Annotated in this window: 11 protein-coding genes and 2 pseudogenes; 8 read left to right on the forward strand and 5 right to left on the reverse strand. The window is 68.3% G+C overall.

The annotated features are described in order from the left end of the window. Window positions 1–92 precede the first annotated feature (92 nt). The 4 genes from ACFPZI_RS29810 to drmB are packed head-to-tail and all read left to right on the forward strand — an operon-like array spanning window position 93 to window position 11,807. A complete protein-coding gene (locus tag ACFPZI_RS29810) occupies window positions 93–4,793 on the forward strand; it encodes a DEAD/DEAH box helicase (RefSeq protein ID WP_381369456.1) in 4,701 nt (1,566 codons plus the stop codon). After that, window positions 4,790–6,706, forward strand: a complete 1,917-nt coding sequence (locus ACFPZI_RS29815) for a UvrD-helicase domain-containing protein (RefSeq protein ID WP_381369459.1) — start codon at window positions 4,790–4,792, stop codon at window positions 6,704–6,706. Before ACFPZI_RS29810 ends, ACFPZI_RS29815 begins: the two co-directional genes overlap by 4 nt. Next, window positions 6,703–9,945, forward strand: coding sequence for a helicase-related protein (locus ACFPZI_RS29820; RefSeq protein WP_381369462.1), 3,243 nt, complete (start codon window positions 6,703–6,705; stop codon window positions 9,943–9,945). Before ACFPZI_RS29815 ends, ACFPZI_RS29820 begins: the two co-directional genes overlap by 4 nt. Next, window positions 9,942–11,807: a DrmB family protein gene (gene drmB, locus ACFPZI_RS29825; RefSeq protein ID WP_381369465.1), complete on the forward strand. Its 1,866-nt coding sequence runs from the start codon at window positions 9,942–9,944 to the stop codon at window positions 11,805–11,807. The genes ACFPZI_RS29820 and drmB overlap by 4 nt, the downstream gene beginning before the upstream one ends. 430 nt (window positions 11,808–12,237) lie before the next feature. On the opposite strand, the gene ACFPZI_RS29830 is transcribed toward drmB, so the two are convergent. After that, entirely contained in the window at window positions 12,238–12,942 is a 705-nt protein-coding gene (locus ACFPZI_RS29830) for an ATP-binding protein (protein ID WP_381369468.1), read from the reverse strand. 203 nt (window positions 12,943–13,145) lie between these two features. Between ACFPZI_RS29830 and ACFPZI_RS29835 the strand changes: the two genes are divergently transcribed. Beyond that, a complete protein-coding gene (locus ACFPZI_RS29835) occupies window positions 13,146–13,994 on the forward strand; it encodes a helix-turn-helix domain-containing protein (RefSeq protein ID WP_381369471.1) in 849 nt (282 codons plus the stop codon). Then, complete coding sequence (locus ACFPZI_RS29840; RefSeq protein ID WP_381369474.1) at window positions 13,991–14,215, forward strand: DUF397 domain-containing protein; 225 nt, start codon at window positions 13,991–13,993, stop codon at window positions 14,213–14,215. The genes ACFPZI_RS29835 and ACFPZI_RS29840 overlap by 4 nt, the downstream gene beginning before the upstream one ends. A gap of 307 nt (window positions 14,216–14,522) precedes the next feature. On the opposite strand, the gene ACFPZI_RS29845 is transcribed toward ACFPZI_RS29840, so the two are convergent. Together ACFPZI_RS29845 and ACFPZI_RS29850 are read right to left on the reverse strand one after the other, a co-directional pair. Then, a complete protein-coding gene (locus ACFPZI_RS29845; protein WP_381369476.1) occupies window positions 14,523–15,260 on the reverse strand; it encodes a hypothetical protein in 738 nt (245 codons plus the stop codon). Window positions 15,261–15,354: 94 nt separating this feature from the next. Next, window positions 15,355–16,540, reverse strand: a pseudogene (locus tag ACFPZI_RS29850) (Cmx/CmrA family chloramphenicol efflux MFS transporter). 498 nt (window positions 16,541–17,038) lie between these two features. On the opposite strand from ACFPZI_RS29850, the gene ACFPZI_RS29855 reads away from it, so the two are divergent. Next, on the forward strand, window positions 17,039–17,512 hold the full coding sequence (locus ACFPZI_RS29855; protein WP_381369479.1) for a hypothetical protein: 474 nt from the start codon (window positions 17,039–17,041) through the stop codon (window positions 17,510–17,512). A 197-nt stretch (window positions 17,513–17,709) separates the two neighbouring features. On the opposite strand, the pseudogene ACFPZI_RS29860 reads toward ACFPZI_RS29855, so the two are convergent. Then, window positions 17,710–18,258: pseudogene (locus tag ACFPZI_RS29860) on the reverse strand (helix-turn-helix domain-containing protein); the annotation flags it as partial. A 66-nt stretch (window positions 18,259–18,324) separates the two neighbouring features. Beyond that, the gene (locus ACFPZI_RS29865; protein ID WP_381369482.1) at window positions 18,325–18,837 is read right to left on the reverse strand and encodes a PadR family transcriptional regulator; all 513 of its coding nucleotides are present in this window, start codon (window positions 18,835–18,837) and stop codon (window positions 18,325–18,327) included. Between the two features lie 56 nt (window positions 18,838–18,893). On the opposite strand from ACFPZI_RS29865, the gene ACFPZI_RS29870 reads away from it, so the two are divergent. Continuing rightward, window positions 18,894–19,652: cysteine hydrolase family protein (locus ACFPZI_RS29870; protein ID WP_381369485.1), on the forward strand; the 759-nt coding region annotated here is incomplete at its 3' end.

Here is a 19,652-nt window from a genome sequence, read left to right on the forward strand (position 1 = left end):
CCTCGCCATCGACTTCAGGAGTCTCAGGAAAAGTGTCGCCATCCACCACCTTTCCCGTCATTCGTACCGTTCTCGAACAGTCCGCTCGCGTATTGCAGACTTACGAGGTCGACCCCGGCCTCATTCCTGAGCACGCCAATAGTGAACGACGGATCACCCAGGGCGGATACGGCGACCGCCAACTCTTCGAGCTCGTACAGAACGCCGCCGACGAAATCGCCGGAGAGCCCGGGGGAACCGTCCACGTCGTCCTCACCGAGACGCACCTCTACTGCGCCAACGAGGGTGCCCCGGTGACTCCGGAAGGCGCGGAAACAATTCTCCGAATGAGTATGTCACGCAAACGCGGCGGTCAGATTGGGCGCTTCGGCGTGGGCGTGAAATCGGTTCTTGTCGTCACCAACGCTCCACAGTTCTTCAGCCGCACCGGCTCCTTCGGCTTCGATCGCGACTGGGCGCACGAAAGGATCCGGTCGGTGCCCGGCGTGGAGGAGCGCCTGGGAACCAGGTTCGAGGCACCGGTATTGCGTATGGCGCGCCCTCTCGACATGGCCGTGGAACGGGCTCAGGATCCCGTTCTCAACGAGTTGCTCGGTTGGGCCACCACCGTCGTCCGGCTGCCGCTGCTCGACGGCGCCGCCGACAGGCTGGCCCAGGACATGCACGGCGGGCGGGCAAGCGCCAGCTCCCCCCGCGAGGAGTTTCCGCTCGGCTTCCAACTCCTCTCCCCCCACGTGGCCAAGGTCGTCCTCGAGGACCGACAGCATCGGCCGATCGCCCGCCGAGTGTTGACCACCGAGCGGACGAGCGACCTGCACACCATGATCGAGGAGCGGACGGGCAGGCCCACCGCGACCAGCCGATGGCGCGTCTTCTCCGTGACCCACGAACCTGGGCCGACGGCACGGGCCGATGCCGGTGAACTGCACGACCGTCTCACCCTCGACCTCGCCTGGGCCGTCCCCGCGCTGGAGAAGGACACGGAGAACGGACTGTACGTGAGCCCGAGGTCCCGTGGCCGGGGGCGCTTCTGGTCCTTCTTCCCAACCAAGTACGAAATGTCACTGAGCGGGATCCTCAACGGTGCCTGGAAGACCAACGAGGACCGGCAGAACCTGCTCGACTCCTCGCCCTTCAACGAAGAGATGATCAAGGTGTCGGCCGCGCTGGTGATCAACTCTCTTCCCGGACTGGCCCCCGCCGCCGATCCCGCCGCCTACCTTCCCCTGCTCCCTGGCCGCGTGAAGGAAGCCATCAGTTGGGCGGACGAGTTCCTGACCCGGGAGATCTGGACACAGGCCGCGGTCCGTCCGTCACTGCCCGACCAGGAGGGGGTGCTGCGCGTGCCGACCGAGCTCCGTGTCCACCCTCGTCTCGACAAGGAGCAGAAGCGCCTCACTGGTTGGCTGCGGATGTGGCACGAGTGCCCCGGCCGCCCCGCGAACTGGCTGCACCCCAGCGTCGAGGCCGACTCCCTGCGCTCCGGCAAGGTCGAGCACATCCTGGGCGCGGCCGGACACGGGCGGACCGATGTCCGCGAGTGGTTGGAGGCACTCGTCGAGTGCGGCACCGCCGAGGCGTCGGCAGCCTCGATCCGCATTCTCGCGGACATGGTCGAGACGCGCTCCCCGCACGCCGAGGAGGCCCGCAGGGCTCGGATCGTACTCACGGAGGAGCATGGCTTCGTCGCCCCTGTGCACGGCAGGGTGTTCCGTCGCGCCGACGAGGGTGGGCTGCGCGAGTCCCTGGTGTATGTGGTCGGCGAGATCGCACAGGACCCGTCCCTTGCCCACGCGTTGAACGTCCTCGGAATCCGGGAGGCGGATGTCGAGGGTCGGTTCGTCAGCGTTCTCGATCAAGGCTTCGAGGGTTACCGGGCCGCCGAGTGGGAGCGGTTCTGGGAACTGTTCCGTCAGGCCGGCGGGCGTCGACTGTCGCACAAGGTGCTGGAGCGGGTGCCTGCTCCGCGCGAGACACTGCACGTCAGGACCGCCGACGGGAGGTTCCGGCCGGTACGTGACTGCATGCTGCCGGGCATGGTGGTCGACGAGCGGCGTGACCCGAGCATCGCCGTCGACAAGCGATTCCACTCCGACGACCTATCCTTCTTCCCCGAGATCGGTCTGCGGGAGCGGCCCTCGGCGGCTACACAGCCGAAGGACGAGGCCTGGTTCGAGGAGTACCGCGAAGCGGTCCACTCCGCATATTTGCGGAGTCTGGACGAGCGTGCCCCCCGCCCGTCCCTCGCCCGGATGAGGGTGGAGGGCTCCGCGATCGGTGGCCCGCTGCACCTCTTCCGGGCGCTGTCGAAGGAGTCCCGCACGGCCTTCCTGAAGGCACTGCCGGACGACGCGGTGGTGGACAACTGGACGCGTCAGATCGGTGCGCAGGCGAGCACCCGGCAGGCCGTGATCTCGCCGATCCGGTGGATGCTCAGGAAGTACGGAAGTGTCGCGACCTCCCAGGGAATCAAGCCTCTGATGGATGCCGTCGGACCACAGCTGTCCGCTTACCGTGACGTGTTGCCGGTTGCCGACATCTCCCCGGAGAAGGCCCGCAAGCTGCGTCTGCCGACCACCATCGACGAGGTCCCGTCGGACCGTTGGGACACCCTTCTCGCCGAGGTGTCCCGGAGTGAGGACGACACCTTCGTCGGCGCCACCTACGTGATGCTGACCCGGTTCGGTGCGGACTTCCCCGAGGACTCGCTGACCCGTTGCCGGATCGGTGACACCTGGGGGACCCGTCCCGACGGCGAGATCACCGTCGCGGTCGGTGCCGCCGAGTACCGGGTCCTGCGTGCCGAACAGCTTCCCACGCTGCTCGTGGCGACTCCGCAGGACGCCGAGTTGATGGCCGACAAGTGGGGCATGCTCCGCTACTCGGACGTGATCAGCCTGGAGACCCGCGAGGTCCCCGACGGCGACCCTGTGCCCCTGGTGGAGTTGTACCCCGCGCTGCGCCAGCGGCTGACCAGCACCGATCGGAACAGCATGGTGCAGCGGTGCACCGAGCTCGACGAGGTGACCCGCACCCCGTCCGGCGCTCGGTCCACCCCTCTGGACGCCGTGCGTCAGGGCAGCACGATCAAGGTCCGTGTCCCTCTCGGTGCCGAGTCGATGCTGCGTCTGATCGACCGTGAACTGGAACTCGGGCTAGGAGCGGCCGGCTGCCGGGCTGTGCTGGAACACCAGGAGCGCATGGCACGGGACAGCGCGACGAAGGCCGCCCTGAAGGCCGTGCGCAACGCCGAGGACGTGGTCTCCAAGATCGAGCTGCTGATCGGTGCGGAGGCACTTCGGGCCGGACTGCCCGATGGACTCATGGACGCCGAGCTGCAGGAGACCGACGGCGCCGAGCCGTCCGGGCACCGGATCGCGCAGATGGCGTTCAACGCGCACGGGGACGGAGTCCTCCAGCAGCATGTCCGTGACATCCAGGCCCGGTTCCCCAACGCACCTGTCGGTTACCGCGGTTCGTCCAACGCGGTCGCCTTTGTGAGCGAGCTTCGACTCCCGATGAGCTTCGCCGGAGCCAGCACACCGGCCCCGCCCGCGTTCGAGACCGTCGACGGCCCTCGGGACTTCCCTCGTCTCCACGACTACCAGGAGGAGTTGGTCCGCAACATTTCCGCCCTGCTCGACCGACTGGCCCCGCAGCGCGGCATGTTGTCACTCCCGACCGGCGCGGGCAAGACCCGGGTCGCCTCCGAGGCCGTCATCCGCTGGGTCAAGCGGGTCGGTGACCTGAAGGGGCCGATCCTGTGGATCGCGCAGACCGAGGAGTTGTGCGAGCAGGCGGTGCAGAGCTGGAAGTTCGTCTGGAACAAGGTCGGCGCCGAACGCCCGCTCACCATCAGTCGGTTGTGGAGCACCAACGAGGTGGGGGAAGTTGTCGGTCAACCGCACCTGGTGGTGGCGACCGACGCCAAGCTGGAACGGTGCCTCGACACCGAGCAGTACGCCTGGCTGCGTCAGGCCGCGCTGGTGATCGTGGACGAGGCACACTTCGCCGTCCCCAAGCGATACACCTGGATTCTGGAGCAGTTGGGGCTGACCCAGTACCGGACGGAGCGTCATCTGATCGGCCTCACCGCCACTCCGTACCGCAACAGCAATGAGGAGGAGACGCGACGTCTGGCCAACCGTTTCGGGAACCGCCGACTCGACGAGGGAGTCTTTCCGTCCGGTGAGCCGTATCGGGATCTTCAGACGTGGGGCATGCTCGCGCAGGTCGAGCACCGCCAGCTGGAAGGTGGTCGCATCGAGCTGACCCGGGACGAGAAGGCGCATGCCGACCGCATGGCGACGCTCTCCCGCTCGGCCGAGCAACGACTCGCCGACGACCACGCGCGCAGCCGGCGCATCGTCGACGAGATCACCTCGCTCCCCGAGAACTGGCCGACCCTGGTCTTCGCCACATCCGTGGACCACGCCAAGTACCTGGCGGCCCTGCTCAACGACCGCGGTGTCCGAGCCGCCGCCGTGGACGCGACGACCAGCGCGACGGACCGGCGCCGACGGATCGAAGAATTCCGTACGGGACGGCTCCGCGTCCTCACCAACTACGGCGTCCTCACCCAGGGGTTCGACGCCCCCGCCACCCGCGCCGTGGTCGTGGCGCGGCCCGTGTACAGCACCAACGTCTACCAGCAGATGATCGGTCGTGGTCTGCGTGGTCCGCGCAACGGTGGCAAGGACACCTGCCTGATCCTCAACGTCAGCGACAACATCGCGAACTTCGACACCCGGCTGGCCTTCACCCAGTTCGAGCACCTCTGGAGCCGTAAGTGACCGACGCCTACCTCGACAGCCCTCCGCTCACCGACGAGCAGCGGGCCGTGGTCGAGCAGCCCTGGGACGCCCGTGTCCTGGTCACCGCCGGAGCGGGAGCGGGCAAGACGCACACCCTGGTGCGTCGGCTCGACGCGCTGTGCGGGCACGAGAACCCCGAGGAGGCACTGGAGGCCGCTGAGATCCTGGTACTGACCTATTCACGGGCCGCCGCCCGCGAGTTGCGCGAGCGGATCTCCCGGCACGGGGAGCGGGCCCGCAGGGTCCGGGCACAGACCTTCGACGCGTGGGCCTACAGCGTGCTGGTCCAGGCGTATCCGGACCACGACTGGGCGGCGACCGGCTTCGACGATCGGATCCGGGCCGCCGAGGACGCGGTCGCCAAGGGTGCCCTGGAGTCCGGCGACGCAGTTCCTCCCGCCCATGTGGTGATCGACGAGGTGCAGGACCTGGTGGGCGACCGCCGTCGCCTGGTGGAAACGCTGCTCGACCGCTACCAGGAGAGCTGCGGCTTCACCGTGGTCGGCGACGCCGCGCAGTTCGTCTACGGCTTCCAGATCGAGGATCCGGCCGAGCGTGCCCACGAGACGAACCAGTTCTTCGACTGGCTCCGTGTCTCGTTCTCCGACGACCTGGTGGAGCTTCACCTCACGGAGAACTTCCGCGCCACCACCCCGGAGGCCTCGGTCGCGCTCCCCCACGGTCCGCTTCTCCAGCAGGTCACCGACGCCGACGAGGCGTCGACGCTCTACGACGAGTTGCGCGATCTGCTTCTCGAACCGGTCAACGGCATGGGCGCCCTGGACGAGCCGTTCGTCCTGGACGGACTGCGCACGTCACTCGACACATGCGCGATCCTCACCCGTGACAACCGGCAGGCCCTGGTCGTCTCCCGGCTCCTGCACGAGCATGGGGTCGACCACCACCTGCGCCGACCACTGGAGGAGCGTCCGGTTCCGTACTGGGTGGCCGAGGTGCTGCGCCGGACCGAGGCCACCACTCTCACCGAGGAACGCTTCCGGTCCCTCCTCGCCTCCGTCCCGCTGCCGTACGAAGCGGACCCCGGAGTCCTGTGGCCCGTGCTGCGCCGGGCCGCACGCGGCCCGGGTCGTACCGTCGTCGATCTGGACAGGCTCCGGCGCCTGGTCGCCGACGGCCGTTTCCCGGACGAGCTGGCCGATCCGGAGACGGCCCGCGTCGTGGTGTCCACCGTGCATCGGGCGAAGGGCCTCGAGTTCGACCGGGTGATCGTCCTGACCCCGCCCACCGTGGGCGAACTACGCAAGCAGTACAAGGACGATCTGGACCTGCCGGCAGAGGCCCGTGCCCTGTACGTGGCGATGACCCGCGCCCGACAGGACCTGTACCACGCGCCGAGTCCGGATCTGCCGATCCTCAAGCGGGCGGTCGGCCGGAAGAACGGTCGCCGGTACGTCGGCGGGTGGAGGTCGTACGACAGGTACGGAATCGTGGCCGAGGTGGGCGACGTCTGCCGGAACGATCCACCCGGCCACGGCACCGACGCCGTGGCGACCCAGGCGTACCTCCTGGAGCAGGTAGGGCCCGGGCAGGAGGTGGTGCTGCGCAGGCGCCACGACCTGCCGATGGGCGATTACCAGAGCCCACCGTACGCATTGGTGCACAACGGTCGGGAGATCGGCGAGGCGTCGGAGCGGTTCCGCGAGGGACTGTTCCAGGTGCAGAAGGTGAACCGGACCTGGGTTCCCTGGTGGCCCGACGAAATCCACGAGCTGCGGGTCGACACCCTGGAGACCGTGACGGGAAGCGTCGCCGCCGGCTCCAACGCCGGGCTGGGTGACCGGGGCATGTGGATCGCGCCGCGCATCACCGGCATCGGGAAGTACCGCAGGGCCGACAAGAGCGCCGACAAGGACGAGGAGCAGCGCGCATGACGCACGTGGCAGGCCGGCACGCCGAGCACTATCGGGTCCGGGACGAGGAGCTTCTCGTGGGGCTACGCCGTGAACTCTTCGGCCCCGCCGAGGACGCCGTGCCGGACGACCGGAACGAGGTCCTTGCTCAGGATGCGCCGATCGACCGCTATCTGGCCGGCGTGCTGTACCCGCGTGCCTCGAAGGAGCGGAAGGAGGAGACCGTGGCCGAACAGAACGGCCTGGACGTCGCACCCCTGCTTCCCAAAGAAGACTCCGAGGAGTCCGGCATCGCGCAGGAGGTCGGCGCCTCCGGGGACAGGCGTCCCTCGTCCATGGGACTGACCTTCGCGGTCGACCCGGCCATAAACGACACGATCGTGGTCTCGGCCAGTGCGGCGCTCTACGAGCCCACCGACGCCGAGGGCAACCTCGTCCCGGCCCGCCGTGCCGAGGCCCGCACCACCGCAGAACAGCGGGAACAGTGGCGGCGCAGGGAACTGCGGCTCCCGGACCAGCCCATCGACGTAACCGCACCTGCCCCGGCCGAGCCGATCGAACTCGTCCCCGGCAAGGTCGCGTTGCACGTCATCGTCCGACGCCCCGACCGGACCACCGGCACGGTCACGATCACCGTCACGCTGATCAACACCCAGAAGGTCGGCGAACGGGACCTCCAGGACGCCTTCTCCCTGTTCCAGTGCGGCCTGACGGTCCGGTCCGCCGACGGATCCACCACGTTCGTCGAGCGGCCCGCCCCGGCCGCCGCCCACGACCCGGAGATCACCACGAGTCGGCTGCTGCACCGTCACGCCCCGACCTTCGCCATCGGGCACGGCTGTGCCGCCTCGTGGGACTGGGCTCCGCCGCCGATCGGCATGACCGACACTGTCCGAGCCGCCGTCGCTGAGGTGCGCAGCGAGTTCGTGCCCAGCGTGGAAGTACTGCTCACCGACTCCAACCCGGAGATCGACAGTTCGACGCTGTCCATGCTGGGGCTGGCCGAAAAGCCCGACGCCGAGGTCCTGGCCGCCCTGGAAGGACTCGCCACCGGTTACGAACGCTGGATCGATCGAAAATCGGCAGAGGCGAACGCCCTGACGGGCGGCACTCACGAGAACCCCGCGCGGGATCAGGTGAAGGCCTGTCGCGAGGCACTCGACCGGATCCGCGAAGGCATCGGGTTGCTGCGGACCAAGCCTGATCTGATGAAGGCGTTTCGGTTGGCCAACCGCGCCATGGCGGACCAGCGAGCCCGCAGCGTCTGGGTGAAGAGCGGACGCGTCGGAGCCCCTGAGCCGGCCTCCGGCCACTGGCGTCCCTTCCAGATCGCGTTCGTGCTGCTGTGTCTGGCGGGCATCGACGACCGCAAGCACCCCGACCGGCAGGTGTCCGACCTTCTGTGGTTCCCCACCGGTGGTGGCAAGACGGAGGCCTACCTCGGGCTGATCGCCCTCACGTCCTTCCTGCGCCGCATCCGCAAGGGCACGGACGGCGGCGGTGTCACCGTCCTCATGCGCTACACGCTGCGGCTGCTCACCCTTCAGCAGTTCGAGCGTGCGGCGATCCTGCTCTGTGCCATGGAGCATATGCGGCGCCACACTCCCGAGCTGGGCCATGAGGCGTTCTCGGTCGGCATGTGGGTGGGGCGCTCCGCCACCCCCAACACGCTGGCCAAGGCCGGCGACAAGCTCGAGGAACTGCGCGCGAACCTCGACAAGCGGCTCGCCACCGAGAACCCCGTCCAGTTGCACGCCTGCCCCTGGTGCGGGACCCGTCTCGACGCCCGGAACTACGAGGTCGACGAGGACGCCAAACGGATGCACGTTCGCTGCCCGGGCTCGGACTGCGACTTCGCCAACGGTCTCCCCGTCCACCTGATCGACGAGGCGGTGTACGACGCGCGACCGACGCTGGTGATCGCCACCGTCGACAAGTTCGCCTCCATGCCATGGCGTCCGGCGACCTCGGCACTCTTCAATCTCGACGACCCGGACGACGGCACCCCTCCCCCGGAACTGATCGTCCAGGACGAGCTCCATCTGATCTCGGGTCCGTTGGGAACCCTCACCGGCCTCTACGAGACCGCCGTGGACGCGCTGGCCGACCGTCCCAAAGTGATCGCCTCCACGGCGACCATCCGTCGTGCCACCGATCAGGGCCGCCACCTCTTCGCCCGCGAAGTACGGCAGTTCCCACCCGCCGGTCTGGACTCCCGCGACTCGTGGTTCGCCGTGGAGACACCCCGCGAGGAGAAGGCGAGCCGCCGCTACGTCGGTCTGCTGGCCCCCGGCACCAGCCAGTCCACCCTGCTCATCCGCACGTACGCCACGTTGCTGCACCGGGCCAAGCAGGCGAAGACCAAGGACGAGGTACGTGACGCGTACTGGAGTCTCGTCGGCTATTTCAACAGTCTGCGCCTCCTCTCCGCGGCCGAACTCCAGGTGCACGACGACGTGGTGGCCTACCTGGAACTGCTCGCCGAGCGTGAGGGCGTGGCAGTGCGCTCGGTCGCCAACTACTCGGAACTGACGAGCCGGATCGACGCCAGTGAGATCCCCACTCGTCTGAAGGGCATTGAGAAGAGACTCCCCGACGAGGACACCGTGGACGTCCTGCTCGCCACCAACATGATCGCCGTGGGCGTGGACGTGGACCGGCTCGGGCTGATGGCCGTGATGGGCCAGCCCCAGACGACCGCCGAGTACATCCAGGCGACGAGCCGGGTCGGCCGCGCGCACCCTGGCCTGGTCGCGGTCATGCTCAACTCGTCGCGTGCCCGGGATCGATCCCATTACGAGAGCTTCCAGCACTTCCACTCAGCTCTCTACCGTGAGGTCGAATCCACCTCCGTGACACCATTCTCGGCCCGCGCCCGCGAACGTGGTCTGCACGCGGTGATCGTCGCCCTCGCCCGCATCATGATCCCGGCCGCGCGACCCAACGAGGCTGCCGGCAGGGTCGAGTCCTACGAGGACATCCTCCGGGACCACATCAAGCCCTTGCTGCTGGCTCGCGTCCGCGCAGTCGCCCCCGAGGAGACCGACGCCGTGTCCCACGGCTTCGATGGGTTCGTCGAGTGGTGGTGCAAGGAGGCCAGCAACCACAGTGGCCTGCTCTTCGAGCCGAAACGGGGCAATCGCGCCCCTTCGCTCCTGAAGGCGTACGACGACGAATCCGAGGCCGAGGCGTGGTCCACGCTGTGGAGCCTGCGCGACGTCGACGCCGAGTCCGCCCTGTTCATGGAGGGAACCCGATGACCCCGCCCCCTGCCCGCCGCCGTCGGACCGGAGCGAAAGGCACCACGCCCGCCCACAACCTTCCACGACGCGGTGCGGTCCGCCGTGCCCAGGCGATCACCACGTACGGCGTCGGGTCGCTCATCGCCGTCGACCACGAGTCCTTCATCGTCTCGGGTCTCGACGAGGCCGACCAGAGCTGGAACGCCGACGAGTCCCCGCGGATCTACGAACGGCGTCTGGCCCGACTGCTCGATGTCGACTACTTCCGGCTGCCGCCGGCATCCGACGACACCAGCAAGGACGGCCTCCGGGTCCGCCGCTTCCCCCTGATGCACTCGTGTCCCGAGTGCACCGAACTGCAGCACCATCGCCACTTCAACCCGCCCGCCGGTCGAAGTGTCTGCGGCACGTGCGAGGTGGACCTCGTCCCCTCCCGTTTCGTTGTCGCGTGCGAGGCCGGACACCTCGGCGAGTTCCCCTACTGGCAGTGGGTGCATCGCTCTCCCGACCGCGGTGCCACGACGGCTGGACGGTGCGGGGGGAAGCTCACACTGCGCTCGTCCGGTCGTACGTCCTCGCTCCGTTCGATTCTCGTCTCCTGTACCTGTGGGCAGGCGCCCGAGGTCTCCATGGAAGGTTCTTTCCGCAGGAACGCGCTCAAGGATCTGGGCCTCAAGTGCCGAGGCCCTCGTCCGTGGCTGGGCACGTCCGCTCCCACCCAGGAGTGCGGAATCCCCCTGCGCACGCTCCAGCGCGGTTCTTCGTCGGTGTGGCAGCCGGTGCTGAAATCGGCGCTCTCCATCCCACCCTGGAGTAACGGCCGCGCGGATCCTCTCGCGGGCCACTGGGAGAAACTCAGGAAGTACGACGACCGCGCGGCCGTCGCTGTCTACCTCGATGCCATTTTCGACGAGGCGTGGCCCATCTCCCTGGATGAGGTGATGACGCTCCTCGACGCGGAACGCGAGGAAGACCCCGATGGCGGGGCAACCCCCACTTTCGACCACCGCTACCGCGCCCTGCGCAACAAGGAGTACGAACGCCTCCGCTCCGGCAACGACGAGAGCGAGCACTCCCGCGACGAGCAGTTCGTCTGTGAGACCCCGCTGGGCGACCAAAGCGTGCTCGGACCGCTCGGTGTCACCGGCCCGATGCTGGTCAAGAAACTCCGCGAGGTGCGCGCCCTGAAGGCGTTCACCCGACTCGTCGACGCAGAATCCACAACCGATACGAAGGAGATGCCGCTCTCCAACAGCCCTCTGCGCTGGCTTCCTGCCATGGAAGTCCGTGGAGAGGGAGTCTTCCTCCGCCTGGACGAGGACCGGCTGGGCGCATGGGAGAAGGCAACGGCGGTGGCAGCCCGTGTCGAGCGGATACGCATCGCTCACCAGCGAGTTCTGGAGGAACGGGCCGACGACCCGAGCCAGGCCGTACCCTCCCCTGCCACCCCTCGCATGGTGCTGCTGCACACCCTGGCCCACGTCCTCATCAACGAGTGGAGCCTGGAGGCCGGCTACCCCGCCGCTTCCCTTCGCGAGCGCCTGTACGCCGCCGACGACATGGCGGGGGTGCTCGTCTACACGGCGACGAGCGACTCGGCGGGCAGCCTCGGCGGTCTCGTCGCACAGGGCGAACCGGAGCACCTCGACCGCACGGTGCGTTCGGCCGTCCGCCGCGCAGAGTGGTGCTCCTCCGACCCACTCTGCGTGGAGACCGAGGCCTCGGGCACCGGCGGGACGAACCTCGCCGCCTGCCATGCCTGCGTGATGCTCCCCGAGACGAGCTGCGAGCACAACAACATCCTGCTCGACCGTGCACTGCTCGTCGGTACCCCGGACGATCCTCGGCTGGGCTTCTTCGCGGACGTACTGGCCGACTGAGGTCTGGGGACGGGCGGCAGCCCTGCGCGGCCCCGTGGAGTGGTGGTCGGCACGGAGCTGCTTGTTTCCGTGTCGACCGGCTCCACTGCGGGACTCTGCTGCACAATTCGCCGGCCCCGCGGGAACAGCCGCTCGGAGCGCCGGGCATGGCCGCGTCGCCGCAGGTCGCGGAGTGCGGTCCTGCGGTCCTGCGGTCCTGCGGTCCTGCGGTCCCGAGGAATTGTGCAGCAGAGTCCTGCGGAGGTCCAAAGCACTCCTCCTCGATCACAACATCGCGTCGCGTCGATGCGGTGGTGCGAGCAGTGGCTTGTCGCCCTGATGCATGACCGCCCCTCCCAGGGCAGGGGTACCGGGTGGCCGTGCACGATGCACTTCTGCTCGCCGCACTCGCCAGCGCGGACGCGGACAGGGATGTCTCAGAGTTCCCGCATCAGGCGCTCGACGCCCGGGACCAGCCGCCGCCGACACCGTCCGGTTCGGCGTCGTAACGGGTCTGGGCCCGGTCCAAGGCCTCCTCCACGTCGCAACCGTGCGCACGAAACCACCGAAGGAAGTCCGTGATGGCGTCGATCGCGGACTCCTCCGCCACCATCCGGCCCACTCTCCCGGGCCCGGATTCGTAGGAGCACTTCGGAGGCCGCAAGGTCGCGTACAGGTCCAACAGCGCCTCGGCGCGGGTCACCGACGGATGACCCGTGGAGTCGCCGGGTGGCGCAGCCCCCGTGGCCAACTCGCACCACGTCACCTTGTGGTGCTCGTGGAGCTGAACGCCCCAGCGGTCCGCGAGGGCATCGACCAGCGTCATGCCGCGGCCGCCTTCGGCATCGGCGTCCGCGAGGACTACGGCGGGCAGGGCTCGTGTGTCCGGGTCGTGGACCTCGATGCGCAGATCCGCACCGTTCACGGAGACCACGAGCAAGCCGGGGGTACCGATGCCGACGTGCGTGAGGACATTGGACACGAGTTCGCTGACACAGAGTCGGGCCGTGTCGACGAGCTCGGGCAGGCCCCAGGCCGCCAGGCGGAGTGCCACGACGCGGCGCAGCATGGCCACCTCCTCGGGGTGGGAGGTGAACTCCACGTCCCACTGTTTTCGCGTCGCACGGGTTTCCTGGATCACGAGGCTCTCTCCCATCGGAGTTCTTCCTGCTCGTCGCGATGTGCCGTCGGAGCGTCACGACCACTCACTCTTCGTGTCGCTTCGTTGCCCAGAATGACGCCGGCACATCCCTTTATGCAATGTGCACAGTGGGATTCCCACTTCCGAGTGATTGGCAAGCAGCCCTCTTGGCACGAGACTGAACACTCGTTACGCACCACGTGGTTGAGGAGAACGGGATGGCCGGTTCACCGACGGCACGCCGTCGGCGTCTGTCGATCGAGCTGAAGAAGCTCCGGGAGAAGAGCACGCTGACCTGTGCCCAGGTCGGGCAGGCGCTCGACTGGAGCGGCTCCAAGGTCAACCGTATGGAGACGGGCAGCGGCAGGGTCCAGCCCTCGGACATCGACGCGCTGTGCCGGTTCTACGACACGAGCGAAGAGCTGCGCGAGTTCCTCAAGTCGCTGGCGCGTGAGGCGAAGACGCGCGGTTGGTGGCAGGTGCACGGTGCCGGTGTGCCCGAGTGGTTCAACATCTACATCGGCCTGGAGCAGGACGCCTCCGCACTTCGCCAGTACCAGTGCGAGTTGCTCCCCGGCCTGACGCAGACCGCCGCGTATGCCCGTGAGTTGCACGCCACGGGCGCGCACCTCTCGCCGGAGGACATCGATCGGGCCGTTCGAGTACGGCTGGAGCGCCAGGAGATGCTGACCCGCCCCGACGCTCCCGACGCCTGGTTCGTCGTGAACGAGGGCGCGGTGCGCAACGTCATCGGCGACCGCGCCTTGATGCGGGAGCAGCTCGAACGAGTCCTTGATTCAGCCGCGTTGCCGAACGTTACCCTGCAGGTGCTTCCCTTCGACGCGGGCACGTACCCGGCCACCGGTTCCTTCACCATGCTCGGCTTCCCCGCTCCGGAGGACCCGGACCTGGTATACCGAGACGGCATCACGGACGCTGTCTATCTGGAGGGCGAGCATCACGTCCGCGAGTACACCAAGGCTTTCGACGGCCTGCGCGCCGCGGCCCTGAGCCCTCAGCGCTCCGCCCAGCTCATCAAGTCGGTCGTGAAGGAGTACTCGAAGTGAGCAGCGCAGATCCGACAGGTCCCGCTTCGGCATGGTTCAGATCGTCGTACAGCAACGGCGCCGGCGGGGAGTGCGTGGAGTGCGCGCGGGTCGAGGACGGCATGCTGGTGCGTGACTCGAAGTGCCGGGGCGGGGAGGTGCTGGCCATCACGAGCAGTGCTTGGCAGGTGTGGGTCGACTCGTGGGAAAGTCGTGCACCCGGGCAGCGGTCGAGGAACTGACTGGCTGCGGACCGGCCTTCCCCGGGCATTGCGTGGGCCCTGAGTGGACGAGTCTCTATGGAAGTTCGTGCAAGTCACCGGTTGACTGTGCGTGGGTGTCACCGGACCGGCTCCTCCTCTCCAACGGCCTGAGCAGGTGTTTTTCAACTCTGGCCGTGAGGTGCGCGCGGTTGGACGATCTGGGTTGTGAGGGCTGACGGAACGGCCCGGCGGTACTGCCGGGAGTGCGGTGATCCGCTGCCGCCGACGATGGCGGCGGAGGCTGTGTTCTGCTCCGGGACTCGTTTGGGCAAGCGCGATGCCCCGGTCAACTGTGCTGCATCCAGATGTTGGGCTCCCGATACACGCCCTCATCGGCAGATCGGTCGATCCTCAGCAGGCTCAGTCCCCCCGGAATTACATAGTCACCCGACTCGGGGAAGGCCATGCCGGTCCAGCGCTCCCACTCGGCAACCGTGCCGGTCATCGTCTGCGAAGCGGGGGCTGCTGACAGAACCTTGGCACCAAGGCGCTGATGGGTCCGGATCCAAGGGTCAAGCGCCATCCCGTCCTCCCGGCGCCACCTCATGAACTTCTCGATCGGTGTCAACGGGTATTGGGCCTTCGTCGTCGGACGGACCGGCGCAATGACCTGCGACCAGCCGACGTCCCTCGCGGTCTGACGTAGGGCTTTGAGGGTTTCCCCCGCAAGCCCGTGTCCCTTGAGCGCCGGGGTGACAATCGCTCCGCAGATCACCAAGGTGTTGGGCTCTACCCCCTGTTCGCGACCCTCGACGGCTCGAACAAGGGCCTGCGTATACCCGGTGGGGAGTGTCTCGGGCAGACCGTCCCAGTGGATCGGCACACCCCAACCTGATGCGACCGGCACGTCGTGCTCATTGATCAGCATGAGATTCAGATCGGCGAACCACTCGCCGACCCTGCCTATGTAGTCCTTCACCAGCCGGTCAGCCGTGATGAACTCTGGAAAGCCCTCACTGAAGAGTTCCTTCAGATGTTCATCCCGCCATGTTCGTGCGTCGGTCCGCTCGATCTTCAATGCCATGCCTGTTCATAGCACACAAGCCAAGCGTGGCCAGCAATGCAGCCGACCTGGTCGCCGTCCGCCTGCTCCAACCGACTCCAGGCTTCAAAAACACCTACTGAGCAGGCACAGGCACAGCTGCAACCACCGTCCGGAAGCGGAGGGCCATCAGGACCGCCACCAGGACCAGGAGGGCGCTGGTCCACAGGGGACCCTGGGGGCCCGCCGGGGTCGTGAAGGTGGTGGCGGCCAGGAGGGGGCCGGTGGTGGCGCCGGTGTTGAGGGCGGATGTGGCGTACAAGCCGGCCATGGTGGGGGCGTCGGCGGCCTCGTAGAGGACCCGGGTGATCAGGGTGCTGCCCAGCGCGAACGACAGGGCGCCCTGGAGGAACACGAGGGCGAGCAGCGCGGCCGGTTCGTGGGCCAGCAGGGCCAGGGCCGGCCAGCCGGTGAGCAGCAGCGGGCCGCCGGCCGCGACGACCAGGCCGGGGCGCCGGTCGGACAGGCGTCCGGCGACCGTCACCCCGACGAAGGAGCCGGCGCCGAAGAGCGCCAGGGCGACGGAGATCCACAGTGTGTCCAGTCCGGCCGTGTCCGTCACGACCGGGGCGAGGAAGGTGAAGGCGCCGAAGGTGGCGGCGTTCACCAGGGCGCCGAGCAGCATGATGAGGAGCAGGCGGGGGCTCTTGAGCTGTGCCAGCTCGGAGCGGAGGTGCGGGCGGGGTCCCGGGGCGTCTGCCGTATGCCTCTCCACCGCCTGCGCGGGGACCCCCTCGAGGATGCCGAGCGCCGCGGGGAGGCACAGAGCGGCGACGGCCCAGAAGGTGGCGCGCCAGTCGAGGAGTGTGCCGAGGACCACTCCTGCCGGGACACCCGCGATCGTGGCGAGCGTCGTGCCCGACAGCAGGACCGTCAGCGCGCGGCCCTTGCGGTCGGGGGCGACGAGCGTGGCGGCCGTCGTCAGGGCGACGGCGAGGAATCCGGCGTTCGCGAGCGCTGCGACGAGCCGGGTCGTGAACAGGACCGGGAAGCTGGTGGTGGTCGCCCCGACGGCGTGGGCCGCGGCGAAGACGAGGACGGAAGCCGAGGAGGGATGTGCGCCTCGGCCAGGTGCGGGCCAGTCCGGCCATGAGCGGGGCGCCGACGACCATGCCGACCGCGAAGGCCGAGGTCAGAGTGGATGCCGCCCCGATGGTCACGCCGAGGTCGGCGGCGATGTCCGGGAGCAGGCCGGCGAGCATGAATTCGGAGGTGCCCATGGCGAAGACCGCCACGGAGAGCAGGTACAGCGGGACGGGCAGGGGGACTTGCGTCGGGGCAGTCATCGGGGCAGGCATCGAGTGGCTCCGGGGTGAGGAGAGGCAGGAGAGAACGGCTCATCTCGTCACCGCGGTCAGCGCCCACGGGCACACCGGCACTCGTCCGGCCGCGGGAGGCGGCGGGAGGCGGCGGGACGGCAGGAAAGCCGGGTCAGGGGTGCAGGGGGCTGACGGCGTGACCGAAAGCCCCCACCTCGTCCGACTCGGGGCTCGACATGGCCCGCACGCTACCTGACGGACGTGCCTTCGGTCCGGTGGGTTTCGGGTGCTGAGCAACAGAACAGCCTATGGCCCCAGTTGGCCGGGGGTATGTCGCTTTCCGTGGGCTCTGGTCCACATCGTGCGGAGCGGTTGCTCTCCGTCGCAGTGTTGCCTCGGACAGGCGCTCAGTCGGTGGCCTCACCGGTTTCGCGCCGTGGTCGACGAGGCGCAGGAGCAATGGGCCTGGCATGTCAGAAGCGGCCAGTAGCCTCGGGCGCCATGGGAATTCAGATCAATGTAGTGGCGGCTTACCCGATCAACGATGAGATGGAGAGGGTGCTCGGGCTGGCCGAGGCGGTCGGCGAGCCCGTCACTGTCACGTTCATGTGGGAGGGGCGTGAAGAGGCGGAGCGCGCCGTGCTGGTGCCCGCGGCCACGCTGGCGCTCTGGGAGCATTGGGCCCCCACCGCCTACCCGACGCGCGATGCCGGGGACGAGAACCGGGCTGAAACGGAAAAGCCGGAACTGGCCCACCCGGCGGAATTCGGCGCGTTCACGCTCTTTCGTCGTCGTGTGGGAGGGCGCACGGCGGTCGCTCGCGGAGGCGTGGTGGTCGCCGAGCTCCTGGGTCCCGACGAGGCGCACTGGCTCCAAGAGCAGGCTCGCGATGTCCGCCAAGGCTTCATGGATCCGAAGCAGAAGGCGGCGTTCGAGGAGTTTCTCGCCCGACAGCCATCCCTCGGTGAGCAGTGACGCGCCGACTCGTGCCTCGACCGCGGCTTCTGACAGTGGATCACCAGGAGTCATCCGGCTGCGCGGGCCTCCTCGTAGCGGCGCAGCGGCGCAGCGGCCCCATGGCACCGGCCGCGATGATCTGGGCGTGCTCCCAGCGCTGGGGCGGGGTGTCGCGTACGGCCGGGCGCTCGGCGACACCCGAGGCCTGCTGCGGCCTCGGGTATGACCTCGCCGTCGGCGATCGCATACAGGTGCTCGACGCGGGCCTTCTTGGCGGCGTAGTCGGGGTCGCGGGAGGTCTTCCAGGTCTTTATGCGTTGAAAGGACACGCCCTCCTCGCGGAGCAGGAGGCGCAGGCCCTCCTGGCTGATGTCGTCGACCACCCCCTCGGCGACCAGGAAGTCGGCCGGCTTGGCCAGGCTCCAGGTCGAGAACGGCAGGCCGTGCTCGGCCGGCCTGGACTTGGCGATCTTCTTGATCTCGCGCCGCTCGGGCAGCGTGAAGGTCCTCGGGCGTCCGCCCTTGCACTTCGGGTAGAGCGCCGCGAAGCCATCGACGTTGAAGTCGTGGATCACATCGCGGACCCGGTCGTCGCTGGTGAACGTCACCTCGGCGATCTTCGCCACGGGCATGCCCCGCGCGGACAGCAGCACCATCTGCGCCCGCCGCCAGGTCACCACCGAGCCGGTGCCCCTGCGGATGATCCGCAGCAGCCGCTGCCCCTCATGGCTGTCGATCTCGCGTACCCGTACTGGCTCTGCCACCGGCCCGGTCTCTCGGGAAGAGGAGGCGTCCGGGTTCGGAACGGGCGAGGTGCCTGCCGGCGGGTGTCAGGCCAACACCTCCCGGAGCCAGGACCTTTCGGCGCGGCTGGTGGCTCGGGCGATGGTGAGCATGCCGCGCCGGTAGGGGTCGTCGGTGTCTTCGGCGCCCAATAGGCGGTCACCGTCGTGGAAGAAGCTCGCGGGCTGTTCCAGGAATTCCAGCCGCCGGCGCAGTACCGCGTGCTGATCAGCGGTGTCGGGCAGGTGGGAGAGGAAGGCCAGGATCGTGAAATACCGGGTGCTGTCGCTGATGTCCAGGCCGTTGGCCTCCCGCAGTCGGCGCAGCAGCTCGCAGTGGCCGGCGTCGGTCAGGCTCAGGGTGTGCCGCTGAGCGGCCGAGGCGCCCGGTTCGGTCCGCCGGTCGAGCAGCCCGGCGCTGACCAGCCGGTTGATCGCCGGGTAGAGGCTGCCGTCGCTGACCGGCCGGGCATGGCCGGACAAGTGCGCTATCCGATGCCGCAGTTGATAGCCGTGCAGCGGCCCGTCGGCCAGGAATCCCAGGATCGCGAGTTCGAGCATGCTGCTACTCTCGCACATCGAATCGAGGTACCTCGAACCGATGCAGGAGGCGAGAGATGACATACACCGAGGAATGGGTCACCGAGCGGGCACGCAGCGCCTACGAGCGCGGCCGGGCATCGTTCGACGTACGGCCCGAACGAGCGGCGCTGCTGGTCATCGACATGCAAGACGAATTTGTCCGGCCCTGCTGGAGTCCCTACTGGGTGCCCGCGGCCACCCGGATGGCGCCTCGGCTGCACCAACTGGTCGAAGAATGCCGGTTCGCCTCCATCCCGGTGATCTGGACCATCTTCGACGACACCCATCTCGGACTGGACCGGCCGCACGCCTTACGGTTCCTCCCGCATGCCGACACCGACTGGCGCCGACCGGGCCCTGCCGAGGTGTGGGCCTCGATGGGCCGCCGCCCCGACGAAGCCGTGATCCGCAAGCCCTCCTACGGGGCGTTCTACGACACCCCGCTCGACACGATGCTGCGTAACCTCGGCCGCGACACGGTCATCGTCACGGGAACGCTCACCAACTACTGCTGTGGCACCACGGCCCGGCAGGCATACGAACGCGGCTACAAGGTTGTCTTCGGATCCGACGTCACGGCCACCGACGACGAGTCCCGGCAAGAGCCCGAACTCGCCGTCCTACGCAAGGGCTTTGCCCTCGTGCTGACCGCAGAAGAGATCACTGACCGACTGACCGCAGCCACCTCGGCGTCGGAGGACGAGGAGCGGGCGAACGTTGTCCGATGCGGCACTAGTACTCCAGCAGTACTTCGTGGCTTGACGTGGGGAAACGTCGAGCGGTGGGAGTGTAGC

It is taken from the genome of Streptomyces chlorus (genome assembly GCF_042655885.1).
Classification (GTDB): Bacteria; Actinomycetota; Actinomycetes; order Streptomycetales; family Streptomycetaceae; genus Streptomyces; species Streptomyces chlorus.